The sequence below is a fragment of the [Zimmermannella] alba NBRC 15616 genome, assembly GCF_001570905.1.
In the GTDB taxonomy this organism is placed as follows: domain Bacteria; phylum Actinomycetota; class Actinomycetes; order Actinomycetales; family Microbacteriaceae; genus Pseudoclavibacter; species Pseudoclavibacter albus.
Genome location: NZ_BCSO01000001.1, coordinates 391,736 through 415,242 on the forward strand (window position 1 = coordinate 391,736; position 23,507 = coordinate 415,242).

At 64.4% G+C, this 23,507-nt stretch carries 18 protein-coding genes; 11 read left to right on the top strand and 7 right to left on the bottom strand.

All coding sequences use genetic code 11. The features are described 5' to 3' along the window. Positions 1-6 precede the first annotated feature (6 nt). Positions 7-834 carry a 3-methyl-2-oxobutanoate hydroxymethyltransferase gene (gene panB, locus ZAL01S_RS01860; protein WP_110467101.1) on the bottom strand — a complete coding sequence of 276 codons (828 nt, stop codon included), beginning with the start codon at positions 832-834 and terminating at the stop codon, positions 7-9. Positions 835-894: 60 nt separating this feature from the next. On the opposite strand from panB, the gene glnA (ZAL01S_RS01865) reads away from it, so the two are divergent. Beyond that, on the top strand, positions 895-2,229 hold the full coding sequence (glnA, locus tag ZAL01S_RS01865) for a type I glutamate--ammonia ligase (RefSeq protein WP_066078831.1): 1,335 nt from the start codon (positions 895-897) through the stop codon (positions 2,227-2,229). Positions 2,230-2,231: 2 nt separating this feature from the next. Continuing rightward, positions 2,232-5,246 carry a bifunctional [glutamine synthetase] adenylyltransferase/[glutamine synthetase]-adenylyl-L-tyrosine phosphorylase gene (locus ZAL01S_RS01870; protein ID WP_083522964.1) on the top strand — a complete coding sequence of 1,005 codons (3,015 nt, stop codon included), beginning with the start codon at positions 2,232-2,234 and terminating at the stop codon, positions 5,244-5,246. A gap of 89 nt (positions 5,247-5,335) precedes the next feature. Here ZAL01S_RS01870 and ZAL01S_RS01875 read toward each other — a convergent pair whose 3' ends face one another. Both ZAL01S_RS01875 and glnA (ZAL01S_RS01880) read right to left on the bottom strand, forming a co-directional pair. Further along, positions 5,336-5,605, bottom strand: a complete 270-nt coding sequence (locus ZAL01S_RS01875; RefSeq protein WP_066078833.1) for a hypothetical protein — start codon at positions 5,603-5,605, stop codon at positions 5,336-5,338. A 410-nt stretch (positions 5,606-6,015) separates the two neighbouring features. After that, positions 6,016-7,440, bottom strand: a complete 1,425-nt coding sequence (glnA, locus tag ZAL01S_RS01880) for a type I glutamate--ammonia ligase (RefSeq protein ID WP_066078835.1) — start codon at positions 7,438-7,440, stop codon at positions 6,016-6,018. Between the two features lie 142 nt (positions 7,441-7,582). On the opposite strand from glnA (ZAL01S_RS01880), the gene ZAL01S_RS01885 reads away from it, so the two are divergent. Beyond that, positions 7,583-8,005, top strand: coding sequence for an RDD family protein (locus ZAL01S_RS01885; RefSeq protein WP_066078843.1), 423 nt, complete (start codon positions 7,583-7,585; stop codon positions 8,003-8,005). A 65-nt stretch (positions 8,006-8,070) separates the two neighbouring features. Here ZAL01S_RS01885 and ZAL01S_RS01890 read toward each other — a convergent pair whose 3' ends face one another. Then, positions 8,071-8,793 (bottom strand): DUF4191 domain-containing protein, encoded by a 723-nt coding sequence (locus ZAL01S_RS01890; protein ID WP_066078845.1) that lies wholly within the window; start codon positions 8,791-8,793, stop codon positions 8,071-8,073. Between the two features lie 117 nt (positions 8,794-8,910). Here ZAL01S_RS01890 and ZAL01S_RS01895 point away from each other — a divergent pair, with 117 nt between their 5' ends. After that, positions 8,911-10,380, top strand: a complete 1,470-nt coding sequence (locus ZAL01S_RS01895; RefSeq protein ID WP_066078847.1) for a hypothetical protein — start codon at positions 8,911-8,913, stop codon at positions 10,378-10,380. 53 nt (positions 10,381-10,433) lie between these two features. On the opposite strand, the gene sucB is transcribed toward ZAL01S_RS01895, so the two are convergent. The 3 genes from sucB to ZAL01S_RS01910 form a co-directional block, all read right to left on the bottom strand. After that, positions 10,434-12,191, bottom strand: a complete 1,758-nt coding sequence (gene sucB, locus ZAL01S_RS01900) for a 2-oxoglutarate dehydrogenase, E2 component, dihydrolipoamide succinyltransferase (RefSeq protein ID WP_066078851.1) — start codon at positions 12,189-12,191, stop codon at positions 10,434-10,436. A gap of 54 nt (positions 12,192-12,245) precedes the next feature. Continuing rightward, complete coding sequence (gene lpdA, locus ZAL01S_RS01905) at positions 12,246-13,619, bottom strand: dihydrolipoyl dehydrogenase (protein WP_066078853.1); 1,374 nt, start codon at positions 13,617-13,619, stop codon at positions 12,246-12,248. A gap of 158 nt (positions 13,620-13,777) precedes the next feature. Further along, positions 13,778-15,259 carry a leucyl aminopeptidase gene (locus ZAL01S_RS01910; RefSeq protein WP_159421539.1) on the bottom strand — a complete coding sequence of 494 codons (1,482 nt, stop codon included), beginning with the start codon at positions 15,257-15,259 and terminating at the stop codon, positions 13,778-13,780. Positions 15,260-15,282: 23 nt separating this feature from the next. Here ZAL01S_RS01910 and ZAL01S_RS01915 point away from each other — a divergent pair, with 23 nt between their 5' ends. The 7 genes from ZAL01S_RS01915 (at position 15,283) to ZAL01S_RS01945 (ending at position 23,496) form a co-directional block, all read left to right on the top strand. Next, positions 15,283-16,200 (top strand): PAC2 family protein, encoded by a 918-nt coding sequence (locus tag ZAL01S_RS01915; protein ID WP_066078859.1) that lies wholly within the window; start codon positions 15,283-15,285, stop codon positions 16,198-16,200. Positions 16,201-16,408: 208 nt separating this feature from the next. Beyond that, the gene (locus ZAL01S_RS01920; RefSeq protein ID WP_066078862.1) at positions 16,409-18,142 is read left to right on the top strand and encodes an RNA polymerase sigma factor; all 1,734 of its coding nucleotides are present in this window, start codon (positions 16,409-16,411) and stop codon (positions 18,140-18,142) included. An 8-nt stretch (positions 18,143-18,150) separates the two neighbouring features. After that, positions 18,151-19,434, top strand: a complete 1,284-nt coding sequence (locus ZAL01S_RS01925; protein ID WP_066078864.1) for a Mur ligase family protein — start codon at positions 18,151-18,153, stop codon at positions 19,432-19,434. Then, entirely contained in the window at positions 19,431-20,201 is a 771-nt protein-coding gene (locus ZAL01S_RS01930; RefSeq protein ID WP_066078865.1) for a type 1 glutamine amidotransferase, read from the top strand. The genes ZAL01S_RS01925 and ZAL01S_RS01930 overlap by 4 nt, the downstream gene beginning before the upstream one ends. Before the next feature lie 18 nt (positions 20,202-20,219). After that, positions 20,220-22,316 carry a DNA gyrase/topoisomerase IV subunit B gene (locus ZAL01S_RS01935; protein WP_066078867.1) on the top strand — a complete coding sequence of 699 codons (2,097 nt, stop codon included), beginning with the start codon at positions 20,220-20,222 and terminating at the stop codon, positions 22,314-22,316. Further along, positions 22,313-23,173, top strand: coding sequence for an AzlC family ABC transporter permease (locus tag ZAL01S_RS01940; RefSeq protein WP_066078870.1), 861 nt, complete (start codon positions 22,313-22,315; stop codon positions 23,171-23,173). Before ZAL01S_RS01935 ends, ZAL01S_RS01940 begins: the two co-directional genes overlap by 4 nt. Next, a complete protein-coding gene (locus ZAL01S_RS01945; protein ID WP_066078873.1) occupies positions 23,170-23,496 on the top strand; it encodes an AzlD domain-containing protein in 327 nt (108 codons plus the stop codon). Before ZAL01S_RS01940 ends, ZAL01S_RS01945 begins: the two co-directional genes overlap by 4 nt. Positions 23,497-23,507 lie beyond the last annotated feature (11 nt).

The following is a 23,507-nucleotide window of genomic DNA, read 5'->3' on the forward strand; positions in this document are numbered from 1 at the left end:
ATGCGGTTATGCGGCGGGCGTGGAGTCGGGGTAGCTTTCGGATTCGTTCGGGAAGGCGCCCGAGGCGACGGCCTCACGGTAGTCCTGGGCAGCGCCGAGGAGCGTCTCGTGGAGCTCGGCAAACTTCCGGACGAACTTCGGCAGGCGACCGCTGTTGAGACCGAAGGCGTCCTGCCAGACGAGGATCTGCCCGTCGCACTCAACGCCTGCGCCGATGCCAATCGTCGGGATGTTGAGTGACTTCGTGACCTCGGCGGCCACTGATGCGGGAACCAATTCGAGGACGACAGCGAAGGCACCGGCTTCCTGGACGGCGAGCGCGTCGTCCATGAGCTGCTTGGCTGCGGCGCCGCGTCCTTGGATGACGTGTCCACCGAAGCCGTGCTCCGACTGCGGCGTGAAGCCGATGTGAGCGACGACGGGGATGCCTGCGTCGACAACCTTGCGAATCATCGCCTGCGAGCGGACACCGCCCTCAAGCTTCACCGCCTGGACGCCAGCTTCCTTCATGAAGCGGATCGAGGTCTCGAGCGCCTGCTCCGGCCCCTGCTCGTAGCTGCCGAAGGGGAGATCGGCGACGACGAGGCAGTGTGGTGCGGCTGTGGCGACGGCACGGGCAAGAGGGATGAGCTCATCAACCGTGACCCCGAGGGTCGTCTCGGCCCCGTAGACCACATTCGCAGCCGAGTCGCCCACGAGCAGCAGGTCGATACCGGCTTCGTCAAAAATGCGCGCCGTCATGCAGTCGTAGCTCGTCAGCGCAGTGATCCGACGTCCTTCGGCCTTCGCTTGGGCGATCTGGCGAACACGGATTCGTTTGCGAGGCTCTGACATGCTGCTCATCGTAGCCACGGCACTAGCCTGGAGTCAGCGTTTCCAACGGAGGAGTTTCTTGTGGACAAGCAACAGGATTTTGTGCTGCGCACGATCGAGGAGCAAGGCGTTCGCTTTGTCCGGCTCTGGTTCACCGACGTTACGGGGACGCTGAAATCGGTCGCCGTTGCACCCGCTGAAATCGAAGGTGCGTTCACGGAAGGCATCGGCTTCGACGGCTCCGCGATTGAGGGCTTTGCTCGCGTGAGCGAAGCGGACATGCTCGTGCACCCCGATCCCGACACCTTCCAGGTGCTGCCGTGGCGGGGGGACGTCGACCAGACCGCGCGCATGTTTTGCGACGTCCGTACACCGGATGGCCAGCCTTCGCCAACGGATCCGCGACACGTCCTGCGCCGCACGCTCGAGCGCGCCGCAGGAGAGGGGTTCACCTTCTTCGTGCACCCGGAGATCGAGTTTTACCTCCTACAGCACGACAACTTCCGCCAGGGCATCGCACCGGTCGACGAGGCAGGGTACTTCGACAACGTCCCTGGTGGTACCGCACACAACTTCCGCCGCCGCGCGGTGCGCATCCTCGAAGAGCTCGGCATCTCGGTCGAGTTCAGCCACCACGAGGGTGGTCCTGGCCAGAACGAAATCGATCTGCGCTACGCGGACGCGCTCGATATGGCCGACAACATCATGACCTTTCGCACGGTCATTAAGGAGGTCGCGATCGAGCAGGGCGTGCACGCGACCTTCATGCCGAAGCCCATGTGGCAGCACCCCGGTTCGGGCATGCACACGCACCTGTCCCTCTTCGAGGGCGACGAGAACGTCTTCTACGACCCGAGCGCCGAGCACCAGCTTTCGACGACCGGTCGTCGCTTCGTGGCCGGCCTCCTGCGTCACGCACCGGAAATCACGGCGGTCACGAACCAGTGGGTGAACAGCTACAAGCGCCTCTGGGGTGGCGACGAGGCACCGAGCTACGTGTGTTGGGGCCACTCGAACCGCTCGGCGCTCGTGCGCATCCCTCGTTACAAGCCGAGCAAGTCCTCCTCGGCCCGCGTGGAATACCGCGCGATGGACTCGGCGGCAAATCCATACCTCGCCTTCTCACTGCTGCTCGCGGCGGGGCTTAAGGGCATTGAGGGGGAGTACGAGCTCCCGGCCGAAGCCCTCGACGATGTGTGGCAGATGACACCGCGCGAGCGCCAGGTGCTTGGCTACACGCCGCTCCCGACGAGCCTCAAGGAAGCGATCACGCTCATGGAGGACTCGGAGCTTGTCGCGGAGACGCTCGGCGAGCAGGTGTTCTCGTACTTCCTCGCAAATAAGCGCGAGGAGTGGAACGGTTACCGCGCCCAGGTCACCGACTACGAACTCGAGCACTCCTTTCGGGCTCTGTAATCGTGACGCGACGCCCAGGTGAACGTGGCGAGCTGATCCGCCACGGCTTTCGCTCGCCGAGCGAGGCTGACGAGGCACTGACGCGGGTCGAGACCGAACGCGGGATGTCCCGCGAGCGCATCCTTGCCCAGATCTCCCGCGCCGTGGCCGACCCTGACCAGGCGGTGCAGTTCCTGGCACGAGCGATTGATCGAGCACCCGAGCTCGTCGCGAGCTGTGAGGATGACACGCTCCTCGAGACGGCCCTCATCGTCATGGGCGCCTCGAGCGGGCTTGCCGAGTTCCTGCTGCGCTCGCCGGAATCGCTGCTGGCCATGCACGACGGTGTGGCGGGCTTCGACCACCCAGGGCGAATCGTCGACCGGATCACCGCGAGCGTCAGGGAGGAAACGCCCGGCGCTGCTTCCCGCATCCTCACTGGCCACGAGGCGCGGACAGCGCTTCGTCAGGCATGGCGTCGTGAGCTTGGCCGTATCGTCCGGACGGACCTCCCCTCGGAGGAGCCGCGTGAGATTGTCGACCAGGTCGCGGCGCTTATGAGCACGCTCGCGGACGCGGTGCTGCACGCGGCGCTCACCGTGGCACGTGAGGAACTCGCCCAGATCAAGGTGGGGCCGGGACGCGTGCGGGATGGGGAACTCGATGCCCTTCGCTTCGGCATCCTCGCCATGGGCAAATGCGGTGCGCAAGAGCTCAACATTGTGAGCGACGTGGACGTCATGTTCGTTGTTGACGTCGTCGACGGCACCGAGATGGAAACTGCTCGCGCGATCGACGTGGGGTCGAAGCTTGCCACCCGCGTCATGCAGATCATCAACGAGGCCGGCGTGGAACCGCCACTCTGGGAGCTCGACGCGAACCTGCGACCGGAGGGCAAGGACGGTGCGCTCGTGCGCACACCAGACTCGTACCTGAAGTACTACGAGCGGTGGGCGAAGAATTGGGAGTTCCAGGCGCTGCTCAAGACTCGTGCCGCCGCTGGTGACCTCGCGCTCGGCAACGAACTCGTGGAGCGGCTCGCCCCGCTCGTGTGGGCGAGCGCCGGGCGCGAAGACTTCGTCAAACAGGCTCGCGCGATGCGAGAGCGCGTGACCGACCACATCCCGCGTGACGAACTCGATGTGCAGCTCAAGCTCGGCCCTGGTGGCCTGCGCGACATCGAGTTCACAGTGCAACTCCTGCAACTCGTCCACGGACAAAACGACGAAACGCTTCGCGTGCGCTCGACGCTCGAGGCGATTGAGCGGCTTTGTGACGGCGGCTACATCGGCCGTGACCTCGCGGAGCGCTTCGACGTCGGCTATCGGAGCCTTCGGCTCCTCGAGCACCGTCTGCAGCTGCGTCGCCTCCGGCGTACGCACCTCATGCCGCGCGAGGAAAGTGAACTCGCCGTCCTTGCGCGCGCCACCCGCACAAAGAACTCGGGCGAGCTCATTCGCACCTGGCAGCGCCTCCGCATCGAAATTCGCGGCCTCCACGAAAACGTCTTCTACCGGCCGCTCCTGTCCGCAGTCGCGAGCCTTCCGGAGGAGAGCTTCTACCTCACGAACGAGCAGGCCGCCGCGCGCCTTCGCGCCATTGGATTCCAAGACACGAAGGGTGCGCTGACGCACCTCGCGAAGCTCATCGACGGCGTCTCACGCGGAGCACAGATCCACCGCCACCTCTTGCCGGTCATCCTGCTGTGGCTCGGCCAACGTGGAAACCCGGACCAGGGGCTTCTCGCGTATCGGAAGCTCTCCGAACAGCTCGGCGACAGCAGCTGGTATCTGCGGCTGCTTCGCGACTCGAACGCGGCTGCCGAACGCTTGACACAGCTGCTCGGCGATTCGCGCTTCTTCGCGAACTTCCTCGAAGTGCATCCAGAGGCTGTTCGCTGGCTTGATTCCCCGACGCACCTCGAACCGAAGACACCCGAGGCGCTGCGCAGAGAACTGGAACGGACCATTCGGCGGTACGACGACGAAGCCGGGATGCGACGTGCCATCCGCACCGTCCGCCGCCGCGAAATGCTGCGGCTTGCGATCGGCCGTTTCCTCGACCTCAACAGTGTGGATGTCACAGCGCGCGGCCTCGCAGAGCTCTCGACCGAGATTCTCCAGGCAGGGCTCAACGCGATCGAACGCCTCGACGACCTCGCCGAAGTAGCAGCATCCGAGCGTCCGCCACGCTTCGCTATCATCGCCATGGGGCGCTACGGCGGCATGGAACAGTCTTTCGGCTCCGACCTCGACGTCCTGTACGTGGCCGATCCCGCCGAGGATGACGACGCCGAGCGCGCCATGAAGGCCGCCCACCAGCTCGTGAACCGACTCACGAAGCTGCTCGACGATCCGCGACTCCCGATCGAACTCGACGCTGAGCTCCGGCCGGAGGGCAAGAAGGGTCCGCTCGTGCGCTCACTCGCGGCGTACACGAGTTACTACGAGAGCTGGTCACTCGGATGGGAAGCGCAGGCACTCCTGCGCGCCCGCCCCGTCGCAGGCGATGAGGAGCTTGGCCGCGCCTTCATGGCACTCGCCGACACCATCCGCTACCCAGCACAGCTCGATGCGCGCGAACTTGTCGAGATCCGCCGCATCAAGGCCCGCATCGAAGCCGAGCGTCTGCCACGCGGGGCCGACCCACGCCGACACTTGAAGCTTGGACCCGGCAACTTGAGCGATGTCGAGTGGCTCGTGCAGTGCTTGCAGCTGCAGCACGGTGCCGAAATCCCGGGCCTTCGCACGGCATCCACCATGGACGCGCTTCAGGCGGCCCAGGACGCGGGACTCATCACCGCCGAGGAACACGAGACACTGCAAACTGCGTGGCAGCTGGCTTCCGCGATTCGCGGCGCGATCTTCCTCGCGAGCGGCAAGCGCCAGGACGTGCTGCCGGAGTCGATGGTCGATCTCGAGGCGATTGCACGTGTCCTCGGATACAGACACGGCGAGGGAGCGATCCTGGAAGATCACTACCTGGCCGTGTCGAGGCGCTCACGAAAAGTGTTCGAAGAGCGCTTCTACGGGGCTTAGCAAGACGTCTGCGCGAGGCTGGTAACGGCACCTCTTAGAGGAGGTGGGTCCGCTCAACTCAACCTTGCACAACGCGTCAAGAACGAGAGCTAAAGCAGCAGCTCAATGTTGAAGCTATCGCCCACATGTTCGTGGAGGAGCTGGGCGAGTTCCCGCCCTCGCTGCTCCCATTGGGCTTTTGAACCAGGCGGGAAGAAATCCCCTGTCTCGTAGTCGGAGTAACGGGTGAAGTAATCGCACCAAGCTTTAAGCTCAGCGACAAGTTCATCGCCGAGGAGATCATGCCAATTGACAGTTCCCCAAGGGGTAGGCCAGCATGCGTCGGACAACGGCCAGTTCATTCCATAATCTGCTTGCATGCGCAGCTCGATCCGCCCCTGCGCATCGCGTGGGGGTCCGTCTGGGTATGGACTTCGATTTACTTGCAATGCACTGTCCGATCGTGATGGGATTCAGACCGAGGGGCTGGGACGTATCTTCGCCGGAGGTATCGGGGGCTGGGGTTGCAGCCATGGGGACCTCAATCGACTGTCCTGTTTCGAGCGCTGTCAAGGTGTAGCACTCGTACTGCTCACACAGGTCTGGGGTATACCCACCCGCGATGTCAGGAGTGTCTTCTTGTGCGTAAACCTCAAGTGGTTCGAACGAGCGGGACTACGTTCAGCACACATGCGTCTCTGCACTCAGATTCCTAATCCAGCGCAGTTTTGCACCTGCAACGTGTAGACGAGGTTGGAGTTCACAACCACTTGGGGCCAAATTCTGGGGCCTAGCAGCCGAACGTCGTCTCGTACTCGTAGGGGTGCGGACGCTGCGCGAGCGGCGTGATTTCGAGGTCACGCTTGAGCTGGATCCATGTGTTGATGAGGTCCTCGTCGAAGACGCCACCCTGGAGCAGGTACTCGTGGTCGTCCTCGAGCGCCTGCAGCGCCGCTTCAAGCGAAGTGGCAAGCTGCGGGATCGACTTTGCCTCCTCCGGCGGGAGCTCGTAGAGGTCCTTGTCGATCGGCTCGATCGGCTCGATGCGGTTCTGGATACCGTCAAGACCAGCCATGAGCTGTGCGGCAAAGGCGAGGTATGGGTTGGCCGAGCCGTCCGGCACGCGGTACTCGATGCGCTTGGCCTTCGCGCTCGTGCCCGTGATCGGGATACGGATCGCGGCGGAACGGTTGCCCGCCGAGTAGACGAGGTTGATTGGCGCCTCGAAGCCCTTCACGAGACGGTGGTACGAGTTCGCGCTCGGGTTCGTGAACGCAGCAAGCGAGTTCGCGTGCTTGAGGATGCCGCCGATGTACCAGCGAGCAATGTCCGAGAGCGAACCGTAGCCCGACTCGTCGTAGAAGAGGGGCTTCCCGTCCTTCCAGAGTGACTGGTGGGTGTGCATGCCTGAGCCGTTGTCGCCCATGAGCGGCTTCGGCATGAAGGTGGCAGCCTTGCCCCACTCGTCGGCAACGTTTTTCACGATGTACTTGAACTTCAGGACGTCATCTGCCGAGTGCACCATCGTGTCGAAGCGGTAGTTGATCTCGCCCTGGCCACCCGTGCCCACCTCGTGATGGCTGCGCTCGAGGTGGAAGCCCGACTCGATGAGCTGCATGCAGATCGCGTCGCGAAGGTCGGCGTGCTTGTCGACCGGGCTTACGGGGAAGTATCCGCCCTTGTACGGGGTCTTGTTGCCGAGGTTGCCGCCCGGCTCCTCGCGGCCCGAGTTCCACGCGCCCTCTTCGGCATCCACTGCGTAGAAGGAACGGTTCGGTGCGACCTCGTAGCGGACATCGTCAAAGATGTAGAACTCGGCCTCGGGCGCGAAGTAGGCGGTGTCCGCGATGCCAGTTGAGGCGAGGTACGCCTCAGCCTTCTTCGCAACCTGGCGGGGGTCACGCGGGTAGATCTCGCCCGTGCGCGGGTTGTAGATGTCGAAGATCATGATGAGCGTCTTCTCCGTGCGGAACGGGTCAATGTACGCCGTCGTGACGTCCGGGATGAGCTGGAGGTCGGAGTTGTCGATGGATGCGAAACCGCGCATCGAGGAGCCGTCGAAGAGCTGACCGATCTCGAAGAATTCGTCGTCCACCATCGAGGCCGGGATATTGAAGTGCTGCTGGATGCCGGGGAGGTCGGTGAACCGCAGGTCAAGGAACTTGACCTCGTGCTCGGCGATGTAGGCAATGACTTCCGACGGTTCGGTGAACATGTCGCTCCTCGTCCTCATGGCAGGCGACTTTCGCCATGCCTGGAGTGCAGGCTGTATCCCGCTCAGAGTTCGATAGTACGCGCACGGGGGCCTGCGGCCATACGGCACACGCGACGAGAGTGCGGCGATCTAGACTGCTGGGATGTCGCGTGAGGGTCAATCACCTGTGAACAACGAGTACCCCGGTTACCGCCTCGGCCTTCCTGCCGAGGGGCCTGGATCGATCGGAGGCTTCGGTCGTCGCGTGCTCGGACTCATCGTTGACTGGGCCCTCGCCACGGGTGCGTCGTGGCTCATCGCGCATGAAGCGGGCACGACGATGCCGCTCATCACGACGGCAGCCTTCGTGGTCATCACAAGCCTTGGCCTGGTCATCTTTGGTTCGACGCCCGGGCATCTTGTGGCAGGCCTGCACCTCCGCCGCGTGGATGGTTCGCCGGCAGGCTTTTGGCGTCCGATCGTGCGCCAGTTGCTCCTCGCCATCGTGATTCCCGCCCTCGTGTGGGACACCGACCACCGCGGCGGTCACGACATCATCGCCCAGACCGTGCTTCGTCGCCGCTAAGCGTCCAAAGACACAAAGATGGCGGCACCCGGTGATCGGGTACCGCCATCATGTCGTGCGAAGAACTAGCGCATCGCCTTGCGCGAGGGACGAACGCGCATGGGGTCGATGCCCTTCGGGATCGGCATTTGGTTCGTCTTGAGCGAACTCAGGCGGTTCGCGATGGCCTGGATCTCGGGCTTCGTGAGCGAGCCGGGGAGCTTGCCGAGCGCACGGCGCAGTCCACCGAGCTTCACCTCGTCGGAGCCAGAACCCACGTGCACGTGGTGGATCGGCACGTTCGGTGCGACCCGCTGGGTCTTGCGGCGCTCGTCAGCGAGCAGTCGCTTGACGCTCTCCGGGTGGCCCTCGGTGACGAAGACAATGCCGGGCTTGCCAATGGCGCGGAACACGCAGTCCTGGGTCTTCGGGTTGAAGGCGACCGGCATGTCGCTTGCGACCCACGCGCCGCGCAGCTGCGAGTTGAGGACCTGGCCGGCAGCGCCGGTACGGCCATCAATCTGCTGGAAGGCAACCTTCTCGGCACGCCAGTTGAGCGCAAACATGAAGAACAACAGGCCCAGTAGCACGCCGACGATGAGCAGCAGGATCCACATGAGCCAGTTGCTCAGGTAGAGCGTTGCTGCAAGCACGATCGCCGCGATGACCGGGAGCAGGAATGCCGCGAGGAAGATCCAACGCGAGGCCGCATCGTGCTTCACCGTCATCTTCGTGACCTGACGGATCTGTGCGATGCGGCCTGGTTCCTTTGCGGCCTCGTTCGTGCCGCTGGAAGTCGATTTCGCCATAGTGATTCAAGGATACCGGTGATGTCACGATCCATTCACATGGCGGATAACTTGTCGTCATCCCCAGGAATTTACGTCGGATCTGCGGGATGAATCGTGGGTCGACACGATACCGCCATGCGATCACACGAGCGACAGCCCCGACACGAGCCCGACGCGACGATTCCCCTCGACATTGGCGGGTGGCGAATTGTCCGCCGACTGCCGCCGCGCCCAGGCCGCGAACGCTTCCTCGTCACGCTGGATGTAGCGCAGCGATCGGCGGCTGACGATTGGTCCTATTCCCCTCGTGAAGAGCATCCAATCATTGCCCGCTCGAGTGGAAGGGCGCTCGAGCTGCATCGCGAAACCCTGGACGCGTCGCTGGCGCTTCGCGATGAGCTGGCCCTCCGGTCCCAACTGCGCGTCGCGTATCAGCAGGAGATCCTCGACAGCTCCGTGTGTGCGAACGGCGCGACCTTTGCGGTCGTGGAACGGATCGAGCTGACGCTTGCGGAACTTGTTGGGCGGGTGGCGCTCGACGACGGAGCCATCGTGTCGCTGCTTGCGCCGCTCGTGGAGACGATCGCGGAGGTACACGACCGCGGCTACACGCTAGAAGGCCTCGGTCTGCAGGACGTTGGCCTAGAGAATTCAGGGCGACCCGTCGTGCTCAGCTGGGAGCGTCTGAAAGCCACCCGTTCGCAGGACATGACGAAGCGCGATCCCGCGGTGGCTGAGGATTGGCGGCAGCTGGCCGGGATTGCGCGGCAGCTGGGGCTTGAGCCGGGGCCTGCACTGCCGAAACGACTTGCTGAACTGATTGACCTCGCCGCGCGCGGAGACATGGGGGACGAGCACGCACCGGCCGTTCTGGAAGCGCTCTTCGATTTCGCGCCGGGCGGCGAGATTCCGCTCCCGGATGGTGACTCAGAGGATCGTCGCGAGGTCGAACCGGCGTTTTCGCCACGTCGTCGTGCCCGCGAGCGGGCAGCTGGGGGCGGGCAGCCAAAGCTTGCGCAACGGGCCCTCGAGCTCGCACGCGAGGAGTTCAGCAAGGTTCGAAAGCCGGTGTGGATCGTTGCCGCCGCGAGCTGTCTCGCAGCGCTGTGTGCGCTCTGGGTCGCGATGCAGGGCGGCAGCGAGCGTGAGGCCGTTGCAGCGACCGCTGCAACACCAAGCATCACCGTTGTGAGCACAGGAACCCCCGCCAGCTCGAGCACGCCCGAGGCCAGTGACGCAACGGCATCCAGCGGATCATCCGCCGAGCCGCGCGCCACTCCAGGCTCCGAAGACCGGCTCGCGGAGCTTCTCACGCTCCGAAACGAGGCCGTCGCGACGGGCGAGGTATCCCAACTTCGAGCAGCATTCGCCGAGGGATCCCCAGGCCTTGAACGGGAGCTGCTCGCACTCGAGGCGGGCGGAAAGGAGCAACTCCCGCTCACCGGGTGGAAACAGCGTGACGCGTTCGGCGAGGTCATCGTGTTTGAACACAGCGATGGCATCCTCGTGACGATGCAGGGGAGCGGCGACGAGTGGCTCCTCCGAGACATTGCACGCTCAGACGGGGTGAATCCGGTGGCGCCGAGTAGTACTCCAGCTGGGTAAGACGATCGTGGCCCCGACGCGATGCGCCGGGGCCACGATGAGTCGTTGGGTGACTAGATGCCGAGCTTGTCCTCGAAAAGGCCTTCCTCGAGACGAGCCTTCACCTGACCGAGGTAGCGGGCAGCGTCCGCACCATCGATGATGCGGTGGTCGTAGCTCAGCGCCAGGTAGACCATCGAACGGATCGCGATCGACTCCTGACCGTCGGCCGTCTTCACGACCGCGGGGCGCTTCGCGACGATGCCCGTGCCGAGAATCGCGCTCTGCGGGAGGAACACGACCGGGGTGTCGAAGAGCGCACCACGCGAGCCGGTGTTCGTGACGGTGAACGTGCCGCCCTGGAGCTCGTCCGGGAGGAGCTTGTTGTCACGCGTACGCGAGGCAAGATCAGCGATCGCAGCGGTGAGGCCTGCGATATCGAGCGAGGCAGCGTCCTTGATGACCGGGGTGAGCAGGCCGCGCTCCGTGTCGACAGCCATCGAGATGTTCTCGGTGGCCGGGTACACGATCTCGCTGTCTTCGACGGTCGCGTTGATGATCGGGTACGTCTGAAGAGCCTCGACCGCAGCGAGCGTGAAGAACGGGAGGAAGGAGAGCTTGTGACCTGTCTTCTCGAGGAACTGGCCCTTCACGCGGTCACGCAGCTGCGCGATGCGGGTGACGTCCACCTCGACCACGGTCGTGAGCTGAGCGGTCGAGGTCATCGACTCGACGGCACGCTGGGCAACAACCTTGCGCAGACGCGACATCTTCTGACGCGTGCCACGAAGCTCCGAAACCTCGTGCGGCTTCGCCGAGGCCTGGCCCTGAGGCGCAGCGGCAGCCGGGACTGCGGATGCCTTGGCCTCTGCAGCGGTGAGGACATCCTCCTTGCGGATGCGACCGCCAACGCCCGTACCGGTGACCGTCGAAAGGTTGACACCCTTTTCGTTTGCGAGCTTGCGGACGATCGGGGTCACGTAGCGGGCAGCGTTTGCCGGAGCATCCTTCGACTCGGTGGCCTTCGGTGCCTCAGCCTTCGGTGCCTCAGCCTCCTTCGGAGCGACAGCCTCAGGCTTCGGAGCCGGGGGGCCAGGGATAGTCGTGGCCGGCGCTGGCTGCGATGCGGGTACCGGTGCTTCAGCCTTCGGCTCCTCGGCCGGTGCCGGAGCAGCGGCCGGAGCCTCAGCCTTGGCAGTCTCAGCCTTGGCAGCCGGTGCGCCCGAACCGATGCGAGCGAGCACCGCACCAACCTCAGCGGTCTCGTCCTCGTCCACCAGCACCTCGAGGAGGGTGCCAGCAACCGGCGAGGGGATCTCGGTGTCGACCTTGTCGGTCGACACCTCGAGCAGAGGTTCGTCAACGGCAACCTCGTCGCCTGGCTGCTTGAGCCAGCGGGTGACGGTACCTTCGGTCACGCTCTCGCCGAGCGCGGGCAGGGTGACATCCTGTGCGTCGCCCGAAGCAGCCTCGCTCGCGGCGGGAGCGTCGTCAGTCGGGGCATCCTCGTCAGCGACCTCTTCAGCGGGAGCCTCCTCTGCCGGGGCGGCCTCGGCGGCGTCGGCACTGTTATCCGACTTCGCGCCTGCACCCGAGCCGTCACCGATGCGTGCGAGGACAGCACCAACCTCAGCGGTCTCGTCTTCGTCCACGAGGATCTCCTCGAGCACGCCAGCAACCGGCGAGGGGATCTCGGTGTCGACCTTGTCGGTCGAGACCTCGAGCAGGGGTTCGTCAACGGCAACCTCGTCGCCCGGCTGCTTGAGCCAGCGGGTGACGGTACCTTCGGTCACGCTTTCCCCGAGCGCGGGGAGTACGACGTCTTCACTCATGTGTATGTCTCCTTGGAGTGAGTCGTGATTCGACTCTGTTTGCTTCGGGGTGTCTTAGAGCGCGTGGAGCGGACGGCCAGCGAGTGCCATGTGCGCCTCGCCGATCGTCTCACCCTGCGTCGGGTGGGCGTGGATGAGCTGGGCGACATCCTCGGGGTAAGCCTCCCAGTTCACGATGAGCTGGGCTTCCGAGACGAGTTCGCCGACACGGGCACCGATCATGTGCACACCGACGACGGGGCCGTCGTTGACACGCACGACCTTGACCGAACCTGCCGTGCCGAGGATCGAGCTTTTCGCGTTGCCCGCGAGGTTGTACTCGTACGAGCTGATTTTGTCGTCACCGTACTGTTGCTTTGCGTCGGCCTCCTTGAGCCCCACCGAAGCGATCTCGGGCGTGCAGTAGGTGATCTTCGGGATGTTGACGTCCGGGACCATAACCGGGTTCTGGCCCGCGATCTGCTCGGCGACAAAGATGCCGTGCTGGTACGAGCGGTGGGCGAGCTGGAGGCCCGGGGTGATGTCACCGATGGCGTAGACGCCCGGAACCGAGGTCTCGAGCTTCTCGTCGACGATGACGAAGCCGCGCTCCATTTTGATGCCGGCCTCTTCGAAGCCGAGGCCCTGAGTCACCGGGCCACGGCCGACAGCGACGAGGAGGAGATCTGCCTCAAGCGTCTCGCCCGACTCGAGCGAGACCTTGACGCCGTGGTCGTCCTGCTCAACGCCCGAGAAACGGACACCGAGCTTGAAGTCGATGCCGCGCTTCTTGTAGGCGCGCTCGAGCTGCTTCGACACCGAGGGCTCTTCAGCGGGAGCAAGGTGGTCGAGGCCCTCGATAATCGTGACCTCAGCACCAAAGGAACGCCACATGCTCGCGAACTCGAGGCCGATGACGCCACCGCCGAGGACGAGTGCGCGCTTCGGGATCCAGTTGAGCTGGAGGCCCTGGTCGCTCGTGATGACACGGCCCTCGATGGCCAGGCCGGGCAGCGACTTTGCGTAGGAGCCGGTTGCGAGGAGGACGTTCTTGCCCTTGAGGGTGGTGTCACCAACCTGGACGGTGTTCGCCGAGGTGAGCTTGCCTTCGCCCTGGAAGACCTCGATCTTGCGAGCCTTGAGCAGGCCCTGCAGGCCCTTGAACTTGCTCGCGACGATGCCGTCACGGAAGGCGCCAACCTTGTCAATGTCGACGCTCTCGAGCGTCGTGTTCACGCCGATTGCTGCGCCTTCATTGGCGCCGTCAGCGAGTTCCGCTGCGTGCAGCATTGCCTTGGTGGGGACGCAGCCGCGGTGGAGACAGGTGCCACCAAGCTTGTCCTTCTCAACGAGGGCCACCGTTGAGCCAAGCTGGACGGCGCGAATCGCGGCTGCATAGCCGGCGCTACCGCCACCGAGGACGACGAGGTCAAAGTTCTGTTCTGCCACGCTGTGAGCTCCTTGATGGTGAACGAAATCGTGCGGGTCGCCAGCAGGGTCGGCGTCTCGCATCTACGCAAAGCGCGCTGCATAGACACTACACCCGGGGCCCGAACGAAACATGCTGTTCGGGCCCCTCATCTGGGATTCAGCTGGGTGCTGTCGGCCTACTTCGTGGCTTCGCTCTCAGCGAGGGCAACGAGCGTGCGCACCATGCATCCGGTCGCACCCTTCGGGGTGTAGCCGTAGGCCGATCCTTCGTTGTTCGAGGGGCCTGCGATGTCGAGGTGGGCCCAGGGAAGAAGCTGACCCTCAGCATCCTCACCAATGAAGCGCGAGAGGAAGGCTGCGGCCATCACCATGCCGCCATTGCGGTTGCCCGGGCGGGCGTTCGCGAGGTCGGCGACGTCCGACTTGAGCGGTTCGTGGATCTCTTCCGGGATCGGCATCGGCCAGGCAGGCTCGCCGACTTCGCGGGATGCTTCGATGACGCGGTCGATGAGGTCCTCGTTGTTGCCCATGACACCCGTCGTGCGCTCGCCGAGTGCGATGAGCTGTGCGCCCGTGAGGGTCGCGATGTCGATGATGGCGTCAGGACGCAGTTCGTCCTGGCTGGCCATGACGAGACCGTCGGCGAGGACGAGGCGTCCCTCAGCATCCGTGTTCGTCACTTCGACGGTCGTGCCGCCCTTCATCGTGATGATGTCGTCGGGACGCGTGGCGCGGTCGCTCGGCATGTTCTCGGCCATGCAGAGCCAACCGGTCACGTTGATCTTGACCTCGAGCGCTGCGAGCGCCTCGATGACACCGAGGATCGTGGCCGCTCCGGCCATGTCGAACTTCATGCCGACCATGGCGCCAGCGGGCTTCAGCGAGAGGCCACCGGTATCGAAGGTGATGCCCTTGCCAACGAGGGCGATGTGCTTGGTGGCACCTGCCGGACGGTAGGCAAGGCGTGCGAGGCGCGGCGGGCGGATCGAGCCCTTGCCAACACCAATGTGGCCGCCAAAGCCTTCGGCCTCGAGTTGCTGCTCATCCCAGACGCGGAACTCGGCACCGGCGCGCTCGGCGCTTTCACGGGCGCGCTCGGCGAACGACTCAGGGTAGAGGTGGTTCGGCGGGGTCATGACGAGGTCGCGAACGCGGTTCACGGCATCCGCGATGACCTTGGCACGGTTGAGGGCCTCACCGATCTCTGCGCCCTTGTCCTCGATCGAAGCAACCCGGAGTGACGGGGTCTGGGCACCCTGCTCGCTGAGGTACGACTCGAAGCGATAGTCACCGAGAAGGTAGCCAGTGGCAAAGGCCTCAATGGCCTCGGGGGAGTGCGAGCCTGCGAGCGCGAGTACTTCGACTTCGAGGTGCTTGCGGCCGAGTGCGCCACCGGCGAGGCGGTAGGCGTCAATGTTCTCGGCGTCTGTGCCGAGGCCAACAAACACGATCGGGCGAAGCGAACCGTTGACGGGGAGCGCGGCAGGGATGAGTTCATCCTTCGCGCCGCTCGCGCCAACAGCCTGGCCGAGTTCGGCAAGCCCTTCGACGTCATTGATGAGCAGGACGACGCCGTCCGTGCCCTTCTGCGTGAGGACGACGGTGAGTGCATCCTCGGCGATCGTGAATTCCTGGCGGGTCAACTCAGTAGCTGTCATGGCCATAACCATACGATGGGCACATGCTCGACTCGTCACCCTTGCACGACCGGCTGCAGCGAATGAGCGAAACCCCACAGGGATTGCCGCTTGTTGGCGCGCTCACGGGGTTTCGAGACGCTGGACTCGTGGTGCGCCAGATCACGGATGCCTTGCGCGTCGAGGGCGACGACACGGCGATCGTGCGATTCGACACCGACAGTCTCATTGACTACCGTTCCCGCCGTCCAAAGCTCTCGGTCGCGGCAGGTTCCATCGTCGATGTGGAGATGCCGGAGCTGCGCATCGACCTCCTGCACGACGAGCTCGGCGCGCCATACCTTTTTCTCAATGGCGCAGAACCCGATTTCCACTGGGAGCAATTCGCCGAGGAGCTCGCCTCGATCATTCGTGATCTTGAGGTGCCGTCGACAACCTTCATCCACTCGATTCCCTTGCCCGTGCCGCATACTCGTCCGACGCAGCTGACCGTGACTGGGAATCGGCAGGAACTCGTGGATTCCCTCTCGGTGTGGTCACCGACGACGCAGGGCCCCGCGCATGCACTGCACCTCGTAGAGCGACGCTTGCAGGAACGAGACCACCCGGTGACTGGGCTGGTCACGCTTGTCCCGCACTACGTCCTTGACACGGAGTTTCCCGGCGCAGCGATTGCGGCCCTTGCCGCAACCTCGACCGCGACATCCCGGATGTTCGCCACGGAACCACTTCGCGAGCAGGAACGCTTCTTCCAGAATGTGATGCAGGAGTACTTGGCGAAAGACACGGATACCGCTGAACTCGTGAAGAAGCTCGAAGTGCGCCACGACGCCTATCTTGCGCAGGTGCCAAGTAGCGGTAGCTTTGCCGGAAGCGATGGCTCCTTGCCGAGTGCCGACGAGCTGGCTGAGGAGCTCGAGCGCTATCTCGCCAACCGTCGTCCGTTCGACGCGCAGAACTAGCCCGTGCCTCACGGGAATATCGCTCGTGCCATCGACGTTGAGTTGACGAGGTATGGCATCGATGCGATTCACCTGCAGCGATCACCGCGCATGCAGGCTTTCTGCATGGCGCGTGCCATACTTGACAGACGGTCCCAGCAAGCCTTTCGTTCGGGAAGGGCTTGACATGGGCCTTCCTTGTGCCCGCACAGCAGCAAAGAGGTAAACCATGGCAGCACGCACGACGGGATCATCGGATTCCGAGCAGGAGACAGCAGCCGCTGCGAAGCCGGCAGCCAAGCGCACGTCGACTCGCACCTCGACCCGCGCGTCGTCGAGCACGACGGCGAAGAAGCCGAGCACGCGCAAGACCGCTGCTCAGAAGAAGGCCGAAGCAGAGGCTGCTGCCGCCGCTGAGGGTGCAGGCGAGCAGAGCGCTGAGGCCGGGACGGCAGCCAAGAAGCCTGCCGCGAAGAAGCCCGCGACCAAGCGCACCACCACGCGCAAGAGCGCTGCTCAGAAGAAGGCCGAGGCAGAGGCCGCAGAGGCACCCGCCGAGGACGCCAAGCCTGCCGCGAAGAAGCCCGCGACCAAGCGCACCACCACACGCAAGACGGCCGCCCAGAAGAAGACGGAGGCAGGGGCTGCCGCAGCCGAGACGAAGCCTGAGCCGAGCGACGAGAGCGCGGAGGCTGAGGAGAAGAAGCCCGCGACGCGTCGCCGCACGACGACCGCCAAGAAGACCACGGCCAAGAAGACCACGGCCAAGAAGACGACCGCGAAGAAGTCGACGGCCAAGAAGGTCGCCGAGGACGAGATCGTCGAAGACGAGATTGACGCCGAGGACGAGCTCGACGTCCACGCTGCCGACGACGTCGACACCGACGACGACACCGAGGCAGAGTCCGACGACAAGGATGACGAAGTCGACGACATGGATGACTCGGATGCACCGCTCACCGCGGTGGCCGCAGGCGCTATGGTCCTCTCGGCCTCCTCGGGTGACGACGAAGCCCCCGTCTACTCGGCAGCCATCACGGGTGCCACCGCTGACCCGGTGAAGGACTACCTCAAGCAGATCGGTAAGGTCGCGCTCCTCAACGCAGCTGAAGAGGTCGACCTCGCGATGCGTATCGAGGCAGGTCTGTTCGCAGAAGAGAAGCTCAAGGAGGCAGAGGCCTCGGGCGAGAAGCTCGACAAGCAGCTCATCCGTGAACTCAAGTGGGTCGCCCGTGACGGCCAGCGCGCGAAGAGCCACCTGCTCGGCGCGAACCTCCGTCTCGTCGTCTCGCTCGCGAAGCGCTACACGGGCCGCGGCATGCAGTTCCTTGACCTCATCCAGGAAGGCAACCTCGGTCTCATCCGTGCCGTCGAGAAGTTCGACTACACGAAGGGCTTCAAGTTCTCGACCTACGCCACGTGGTGGATCCGTCAGGCCATCACGCGCGCCATGGCCGACCAGGCGCGCACCATCCGTATCCCGGTGCACATGGTCGAGGTCATCAACAAGCTCGCCCGAGTCCAGCGCCAGATGTTGCAGGATCTCGGTCGCGAACCCACCCCGGAAGAGCTCGCCGCTGAACTCGACATGACTCCCGAGAAGGTCGTCGAGGTGCAGAAGTACGGTCGTGAGCCGATCTCGCTCCACACGCCGCTCGGTGAAGACGGTGACTCGGAGTTCGGCGACCTCATCGAAGACACCGAAGCTGTCGTGCCAGCAGACGCCGTGAGCTTCACGATGCTGCAACGCCAGCTCGAGTCGCTCCTCGACTCGCTGTCCGAGCGTGAAGCGGGCGTCATCCGCATGCGCTTCGGCCTTGGTGACGGCATGCCGAAGACACTCGACCAGATTGGTGACACCTTTGGCGTAACGCGCGAGCGCATCCGCCAGATCGAGTCGAAGACCATGGCAAAGCTCCGCCACCCCTCGCGTTCGCAGTCGCTGCGCGACTACCTCGAGTAGGAGACACGATGGCTTTCAACCCTTTGACGCCGCTCGCGGTCGGTCTCGGCCGCGCGACCCGTGTTGCCATGCGTCTGCGTGGCGGTGGCTCGGCCATGCCCGGTCACGTCGCGCGCACGCTTGACCCCAACTTCCTGGGGCGCGCCGTTGAACGCCTGCCTCGCGGGGTGGTGTTCGTGACCGGCTCCAACGGGAAATCCACGACCACCGCCTACGTCACGAGCGTGCTCCGGGGCCATGGCCTTCGCGTCTTCACGAACGGTTCGGGCGGCAACATGCCGCAGGGCATCGTCTCAGCGATGCTCGGAGATGTCGACTGGCAGGGACACCTCAACGCCGACATCGCCGTGCTCGAAGTGGATGAGGCGATCTGTCGTCTTATCGCTCCGGCCCTGAAGCCTCGCGTTGGCGTCCTCCTCAATGTCCAGGTGGACCACCTCAACCGCTTCTACGACCCGGCTCGCGTCGCGAACTACCTGCTCGACTTCGCCAAGATGTGCGGCGAAGCCGTCGTCTTGAACGCTGACGACACGAATCTCCGCCGCATTGCGCCGGAGATGGTCGTTGACCGCGCCTGGTTCGGCATCGACTCCGAGGTCGCAGCTCGCGTGTCGAGTGGCCTCCCGAGCTACAAGGCCCCCGGCGTAGAGATCGACGAGATTCCGGCATCTGAGCGCACCGCGCAGGTCGTGGACCTTGTCGGCCAGACGGCAACGATCGAGTTCCATGGTGAAGTTGCACGCGTCGAGCTGCCCGCTCGCGGCATGCACTACGCGATTGACGCGGCAGCGGCGCTCACGGCTGGCTACCGCCTCCTCGGCGAGGAGTTCTCGCTCGAAGCGGGTGCTCGCGCGCTCTCGACGATGGACACGGTCTACGGCCGCGGCGAAATCATGATGGTCGAAGGTCAGGAGATCGAGATCATCCTCATGAAGAACCCGCCGAGCCTGCGCATGAACCTCGACGCGCTCGAGAAGAAGCCGGACGTGCTCATGTTCGCGATGGATGAAGGCAGCCCCGACCCGTCGTGGATGTACGGCATCGACCTCTCGAAGCTGGGCGGCGTTGACATCACGACCGGTACGAAGGCCGCCCAAGTTGCCACCTTCTTCGGCTACCAGCACCTGCCGGTGGGCAAGGTCATCCCGAATAACGCCGAAGCGATCCGCGCGTTCCTCGCCCTCCCGGCACCCGAGGAGGGGCGCAAGCTCATCATCGCCAACTACGAACAGACCATCGCACTGCGCCGCATTATGGGCCAGTCGGGTATCGAGGGGAAGCACAACTCGTGAGCATCGACATCCTTCACCTGTTCCCGGACGAACTCGGCATCAACGGTGACGTCGGCAACGCCATGGCCCTCGCCGAGCGCGCACGCGCGCGCGGCATCGACGCGACGATCACCAAGATTGGCCTGAACGACGAGCTCCCCGAGCACGCGGACGCCATCGTGATCGGCTCCGGCCCGCTTGCTGCTGTGCAGGCGGTGCTTCGGGCACTTGAGCGCATGGCTCCGCAGCTTCGCCGCTGGCGTGACCGCGGCGTCGAGTTTGTTGCCATCGGTGGCGGCTGGGATGCCCTCGGAGAGCGCATCACCCTCGCGGACGGGGCAGTCCTCAACGGTGCAGGAGTGTTTCCGACGCGCTCGATTCGCGGCGGCAAGCAGCGCGTGGGGGAGACCGTCGTCCGGATGCCCGAAGGCCTCATCGTCACCGGCTTCTCGAACCACGACTCGATCATGGAAGGCATCGACCAGGCCACCATGCTCGGCACGGTGCTCAAGGGCCACGGCAACGAGGCAACGAAGAAGAGCGCGGAAGGCTACCGTCGCGAGAACCTTCTCGCCTCAAACCTTCACGGCTCGCTCCTCACGATGAACCCGCGCCTTGCTGACGACGCGCTCTATCACGCGGCCGAGCACGCCCGCGCACGCGGTGCGATCGCGAACACGATCGACCTCAACCTGCGTACGAGCTGGCTCGACGAGGTGGACGGCTACGCCGAAGCGAGCCGCCGCGCACTCATTGCGCGCGTGGGCGTGAAGATCGAACACTCCTAGGAAAGGAATCAGCTGAGCGTGGCCACACCGCAAAGCGAGGACCAGTATTCGGCACGACACCTCTCGGTCCTTGAGGGCTTGGATGCCGTCCGGAAGCGTCCTGGCATGTACATCGGTTCGACCGATTCACGTGGCCTCATGCACTGTCTCTGGGAGATCATCGACAACTCTGTCGATGAAGCGCTCGCAGGGCACGGCGATTCCATCACCATCGGGCTTGACCCGGACGGCTCGGTCGTGGTGGAAGACCACGGCCGTGGCATCCCGGTTGATATCGAGCCGAAGACAGGCCTGTCGGGCGTTGAAGTCGTCTTCACGAAGCTCCACGCTGGTGGCAAGTTTGGCGCCTCGAACTACGGCGCCGCCGGTGGTCTCCACGGTGTCGGTGCCTCCGTCGTGAATGCGCTCTCGGCACGCCTGGACGTCGAAGTTGATCGTGGCGGCAAGACCTATGCGATGAGCTTCCGCCGCGGCGAGCCCGGCGTCTTTGACGACCCGAATGGGGTGAAGAGCCCTGACTCGCCGTTCACCCCCTTCCAGGCAGGCACGGAACTGCCCGTGATCGGTAAGGCGAAGCGCGGGGTCACAGGTACGCGTGTGCGCTACTGGGCAGACCCGCAGATCTTCATCAAGGAAGCTGTCTTCTCGCTGGACGACCTCCTCGCGCGCGCACGCCAGACCGCCTTCCTCATCCCGGGGCTCGAGATCGTGCTTGAAGACCGCCGAAGCGACGAGCACGTGCGCCAGGCGTTCAAGTTCGACGGCGGCATTTCGGAGTTCGCCGATTTCCTTGCCAGCGATGCACCAACGACCGACACCTGGCGCTTTGAAGGCGACGGCGACTACAGCGAAACCGTGCCAATGCTCGACGACAACGGCCACATGGTCTCGCGCGAGGTCGAACGCAGGATGCACGTGGATGTGGCGCTGCGCTGGGGGACCGGCTACGACACGACGGTGAAGAGCTTCGTCAACATCATCGCGACGCCCAAGGGCGGTACGCACCAGCAGGGCTTCGAACAGGGCCTCATGCGCACGATCCGGGCCGAGGTGGAGAAGAACGCACGCCGCCTCAAGGTCGGCAACGACAAGCTCGAGAAGGACGACGTACTCGCGGGTCTCACGGCGGTCGTGACCGTCCGCATCCCCGAGCCCCAGTTTGAGGGCCAGACGAAGGAAGTGCTCGGTACCCCGCCTGCCCGTCAGATCGTCGCGAACGTTGTCGCTCAGGGCATCCGTGAGCGCTTTGCCGCGACCGGACGTATGCAGAAGGCCGAATGCTCCCTGCTGCTCGACAAGGTCGTCTCCGAGATGAAGTCGCGCATCTCCGCGCGCGCCCACAAGGAGACGCAGCGCCGCAAGAACGCGCTCGAATCGAGCTCGCTGCCCGCAAAGCTCGTCGACTGCCGATCGAATGATGTTGAGCAGTCCGAACTCTTCATCGTCGAGGGTGACTCGGCGCTTGGCACCGCGAAGCCTGCCCGTAACTCTGAGTTCCAGGCGCTCCTGCCGATTCGAGGCAAGATCCTCAACGTGCAGAAGGCGTCCCTCTCGGACATGCTCTCGAACGCGGAATGCGCGAACATCATCCAGGTGATCGGCGCTGGTTCCGGGCGCAGCTTTGACCTTGACGCGGCACGCTACGGCAAGGTCATCCTCATGAGCGACGCGGACGTCGACGGCGCCCACATTCGCACGCTGCTGCTGACGCTCTTCTTCCGCTACATGCGTCCCATGATCGACGCCGGGCGCGTCTATGCCGCAGTGCCGCCACTGCACCGCGTGGTCGTCTTGAATCCCGGCTCAAAGCCGAACGAGACCATCTACACCTACTCGGAGCGTGAGCTCCACACGCTGCTGAAGAAGCTCGAGCAGCGCGGCAAGCGTTACCAGGATCCGATCCAACGGTACAAGGGCCTTGGTGAGATGGATGAAGACCAGTTGTGGGAGACGACCATGAACCCTGCCGCCCGTCTACTGCGCCGTGTTACGGTCAGTGACGCTGCGGCAGCCGAGCGAGTCTTCGAGCTGCTCATGGGCAATGACGTCGCCCCGCGCAAGGAATTCATCGTTGCCGGCGCACAACACATCGACCAGGAGGCCATTGACGCATGATCGCCCCACGGTTGCGTCATCGAGCCGCTGAACTGCAGCCCGACACTATCCGAAGCATCGTCGTCGTCCTCCTCTCGCTCACGGTCGTGGGCGTCTCCTACGGCGCCATTGCGCACCAGGCTGGCATGCCCACGTGGCTCACGGTCGGCATGGCCTTCCTGCTGCTCGCCGGCAGCAGCGAAATCCTGTTCGTCGGCATGATCATGACCGGCAGCGCGCCCATCGTGGCTGCGATCGCCGGAATCCTCGTGAACACCCGCAATTTCGCGTACGGCATGCACGCCTCGACGTTCTTGCGTCCCGGCCCCTCGCGCCTGCTCGCCGCCCACATCGCGAATGATGAGGGCGCAGCTCTCGCTGTCATCCAGCCGACCACGCGCGCTCGTCGCACCGCCTACTGGATCACGGGCAGCGCGATCATCTTCGTCTGGCCCATGAGCTCGTGGCTCGGCACCGTGGTCGGCGGCCTCATCGAGCACCCGGACATGCTCGGTCTCGACGCAGCCATGCCCGCCATGTTCTTCGCGTTCATTTCGAAGGCCGTCCGCGAGGATGCCGCATCACGGGCTGCCGCCATCACTGGCGGTGTCATTGCTCTGGCCACGACGCCCTTCGTGCCTGCCGGCGTCTCACCAGTGCTCGGTCTCGCTGGCATGTTCGCGGGCTGGTACGTCGACCGTCGCCGGGCACCCCGCGCGAGTACGCCCGAAGTGGACCCGGTCACCGGAGCCATCACACTTCCGGACCTCGAGACGCCAGAACCCCGGACTGGCACGATCACGCTTCCTGACCTGGACGGCCCCATGCCGAGCACGGGAGCGATTCGACTTCCGAACGAAGAGGAACTCCACGAATGAACGGCGTGAACATGGGTGACATGCTGCTCGCCGTCGGCGTGCTCTTCCTCGGCACCTACGGCCTGCGCCTCGGTGGCGTGCTCCTCGGCAAGCGCATCAAAGACCCGGAGCGGGCGATCGCGATCCTCGACCGCGGCGTCATCGTCCTCCTCATGGCCGTGCTCGTGATGAGTTGCTTCGACGGGCAGGACTTTGCTGGTTGGGCGCGACCGGCCGGCGTCGCCGCCGGTGGCCTTGCGGCACTCCTCAAAGCCCCACTCCTTGTGGTGCTCGTCGTCGCCCTCGGCGTCACCGCTGGACTGCGAGCACTCGGTATCCAGTAGCGACGTTCCGA

Coding starts and splice junctions, on each gene's coding strand:
- ZAL01S_RS01890 (WP_066078845.1), bottom strand. CDS start 8,793: ATGGCGAAATCGACTTCCAGCGGCACGAACGAGGCCGCAAAGGAACCA.
- sucB (WP_066078851.1), bottom strand. CDS start 12,191: ATGAGTGAAGACGTCGTACTCCCCGCGCTCGGGGAAAGCGTGACCGAA.
- ZAL01S_RS01940 (WP_066078870.1), top strand. CDS start 22,313: ATGATCGCCCCACGGTTGCGTCATCGAGCCGCTGAACTGCAGCCCGAC.
- panB (WP_110467101.1), bottom strand. CDS start 834: ATGTCAGAGCCTCGCAAACGAATCCGTGTTCGCCAGATCGCCCAAGCG.
- ZAL01S_RS01885 (WP_066078843.1), top strand. CDS start 7,583: ATGTCGCGTGAGGGTCAATCACCTGTGAACAACGAGTACCCCGGTTAC.
- ZAL01S_RS01875 (WP_066078833.1), bottom strand. CDS start 5,605: ATGCAAGCAGATTATGGAATGAACTGGCCGTTGTCCGACGCATGCTGG.
- ZAL01S_RS01915 (WP_066078859.1), top strand. CDS start 15,283: ATGCTCGACTCGTCACCCTTGCACGACCGGCTGCAGCGAATGAGCGAA.
- ZAL01S_RS01895 (WP_066078847.1), top strand. CDS start 8,911: ATGCGATCACACGAGCGACAGCCCCGACACGAGCCCGACGCGACGATT.
- ZAL01S_RS01920 (WP_066078862.1), top strand. CDS start 16,409: ATGGCAGCACGCACGACGGGATCATCGGATTCCGAGCAGGAGACAGCA.
- ZAL01S_RS01910 (WP_159421539.1), bottom strand. CDS start 15,259: ATGACAGCTACTGAGTTGACCCGCCAGGAATTCACGATCGCCGAGGAT.
- glnA (WP_066078835.1), bottom strand. CDS start 7,440: ATGTTCACCGAACCGTCGGAAGTCATTGCCTACATCGCCGAGCACGAG.
- ZAL01S_RS01925 (WP_066078864.1), top strand. CDS start 18,151: ATGGCTTTCAACCCTTTGACGCCGCTCGCGGTCGGTCTCGGCCGCGCG.
- ZAL01S_RS01945 (WP_066078873.1), top strand. CDS start 23,170: ATGAACGGCGTGAACATGGGTGACATGCTGCTCGCCGTCGGCGTGCTC.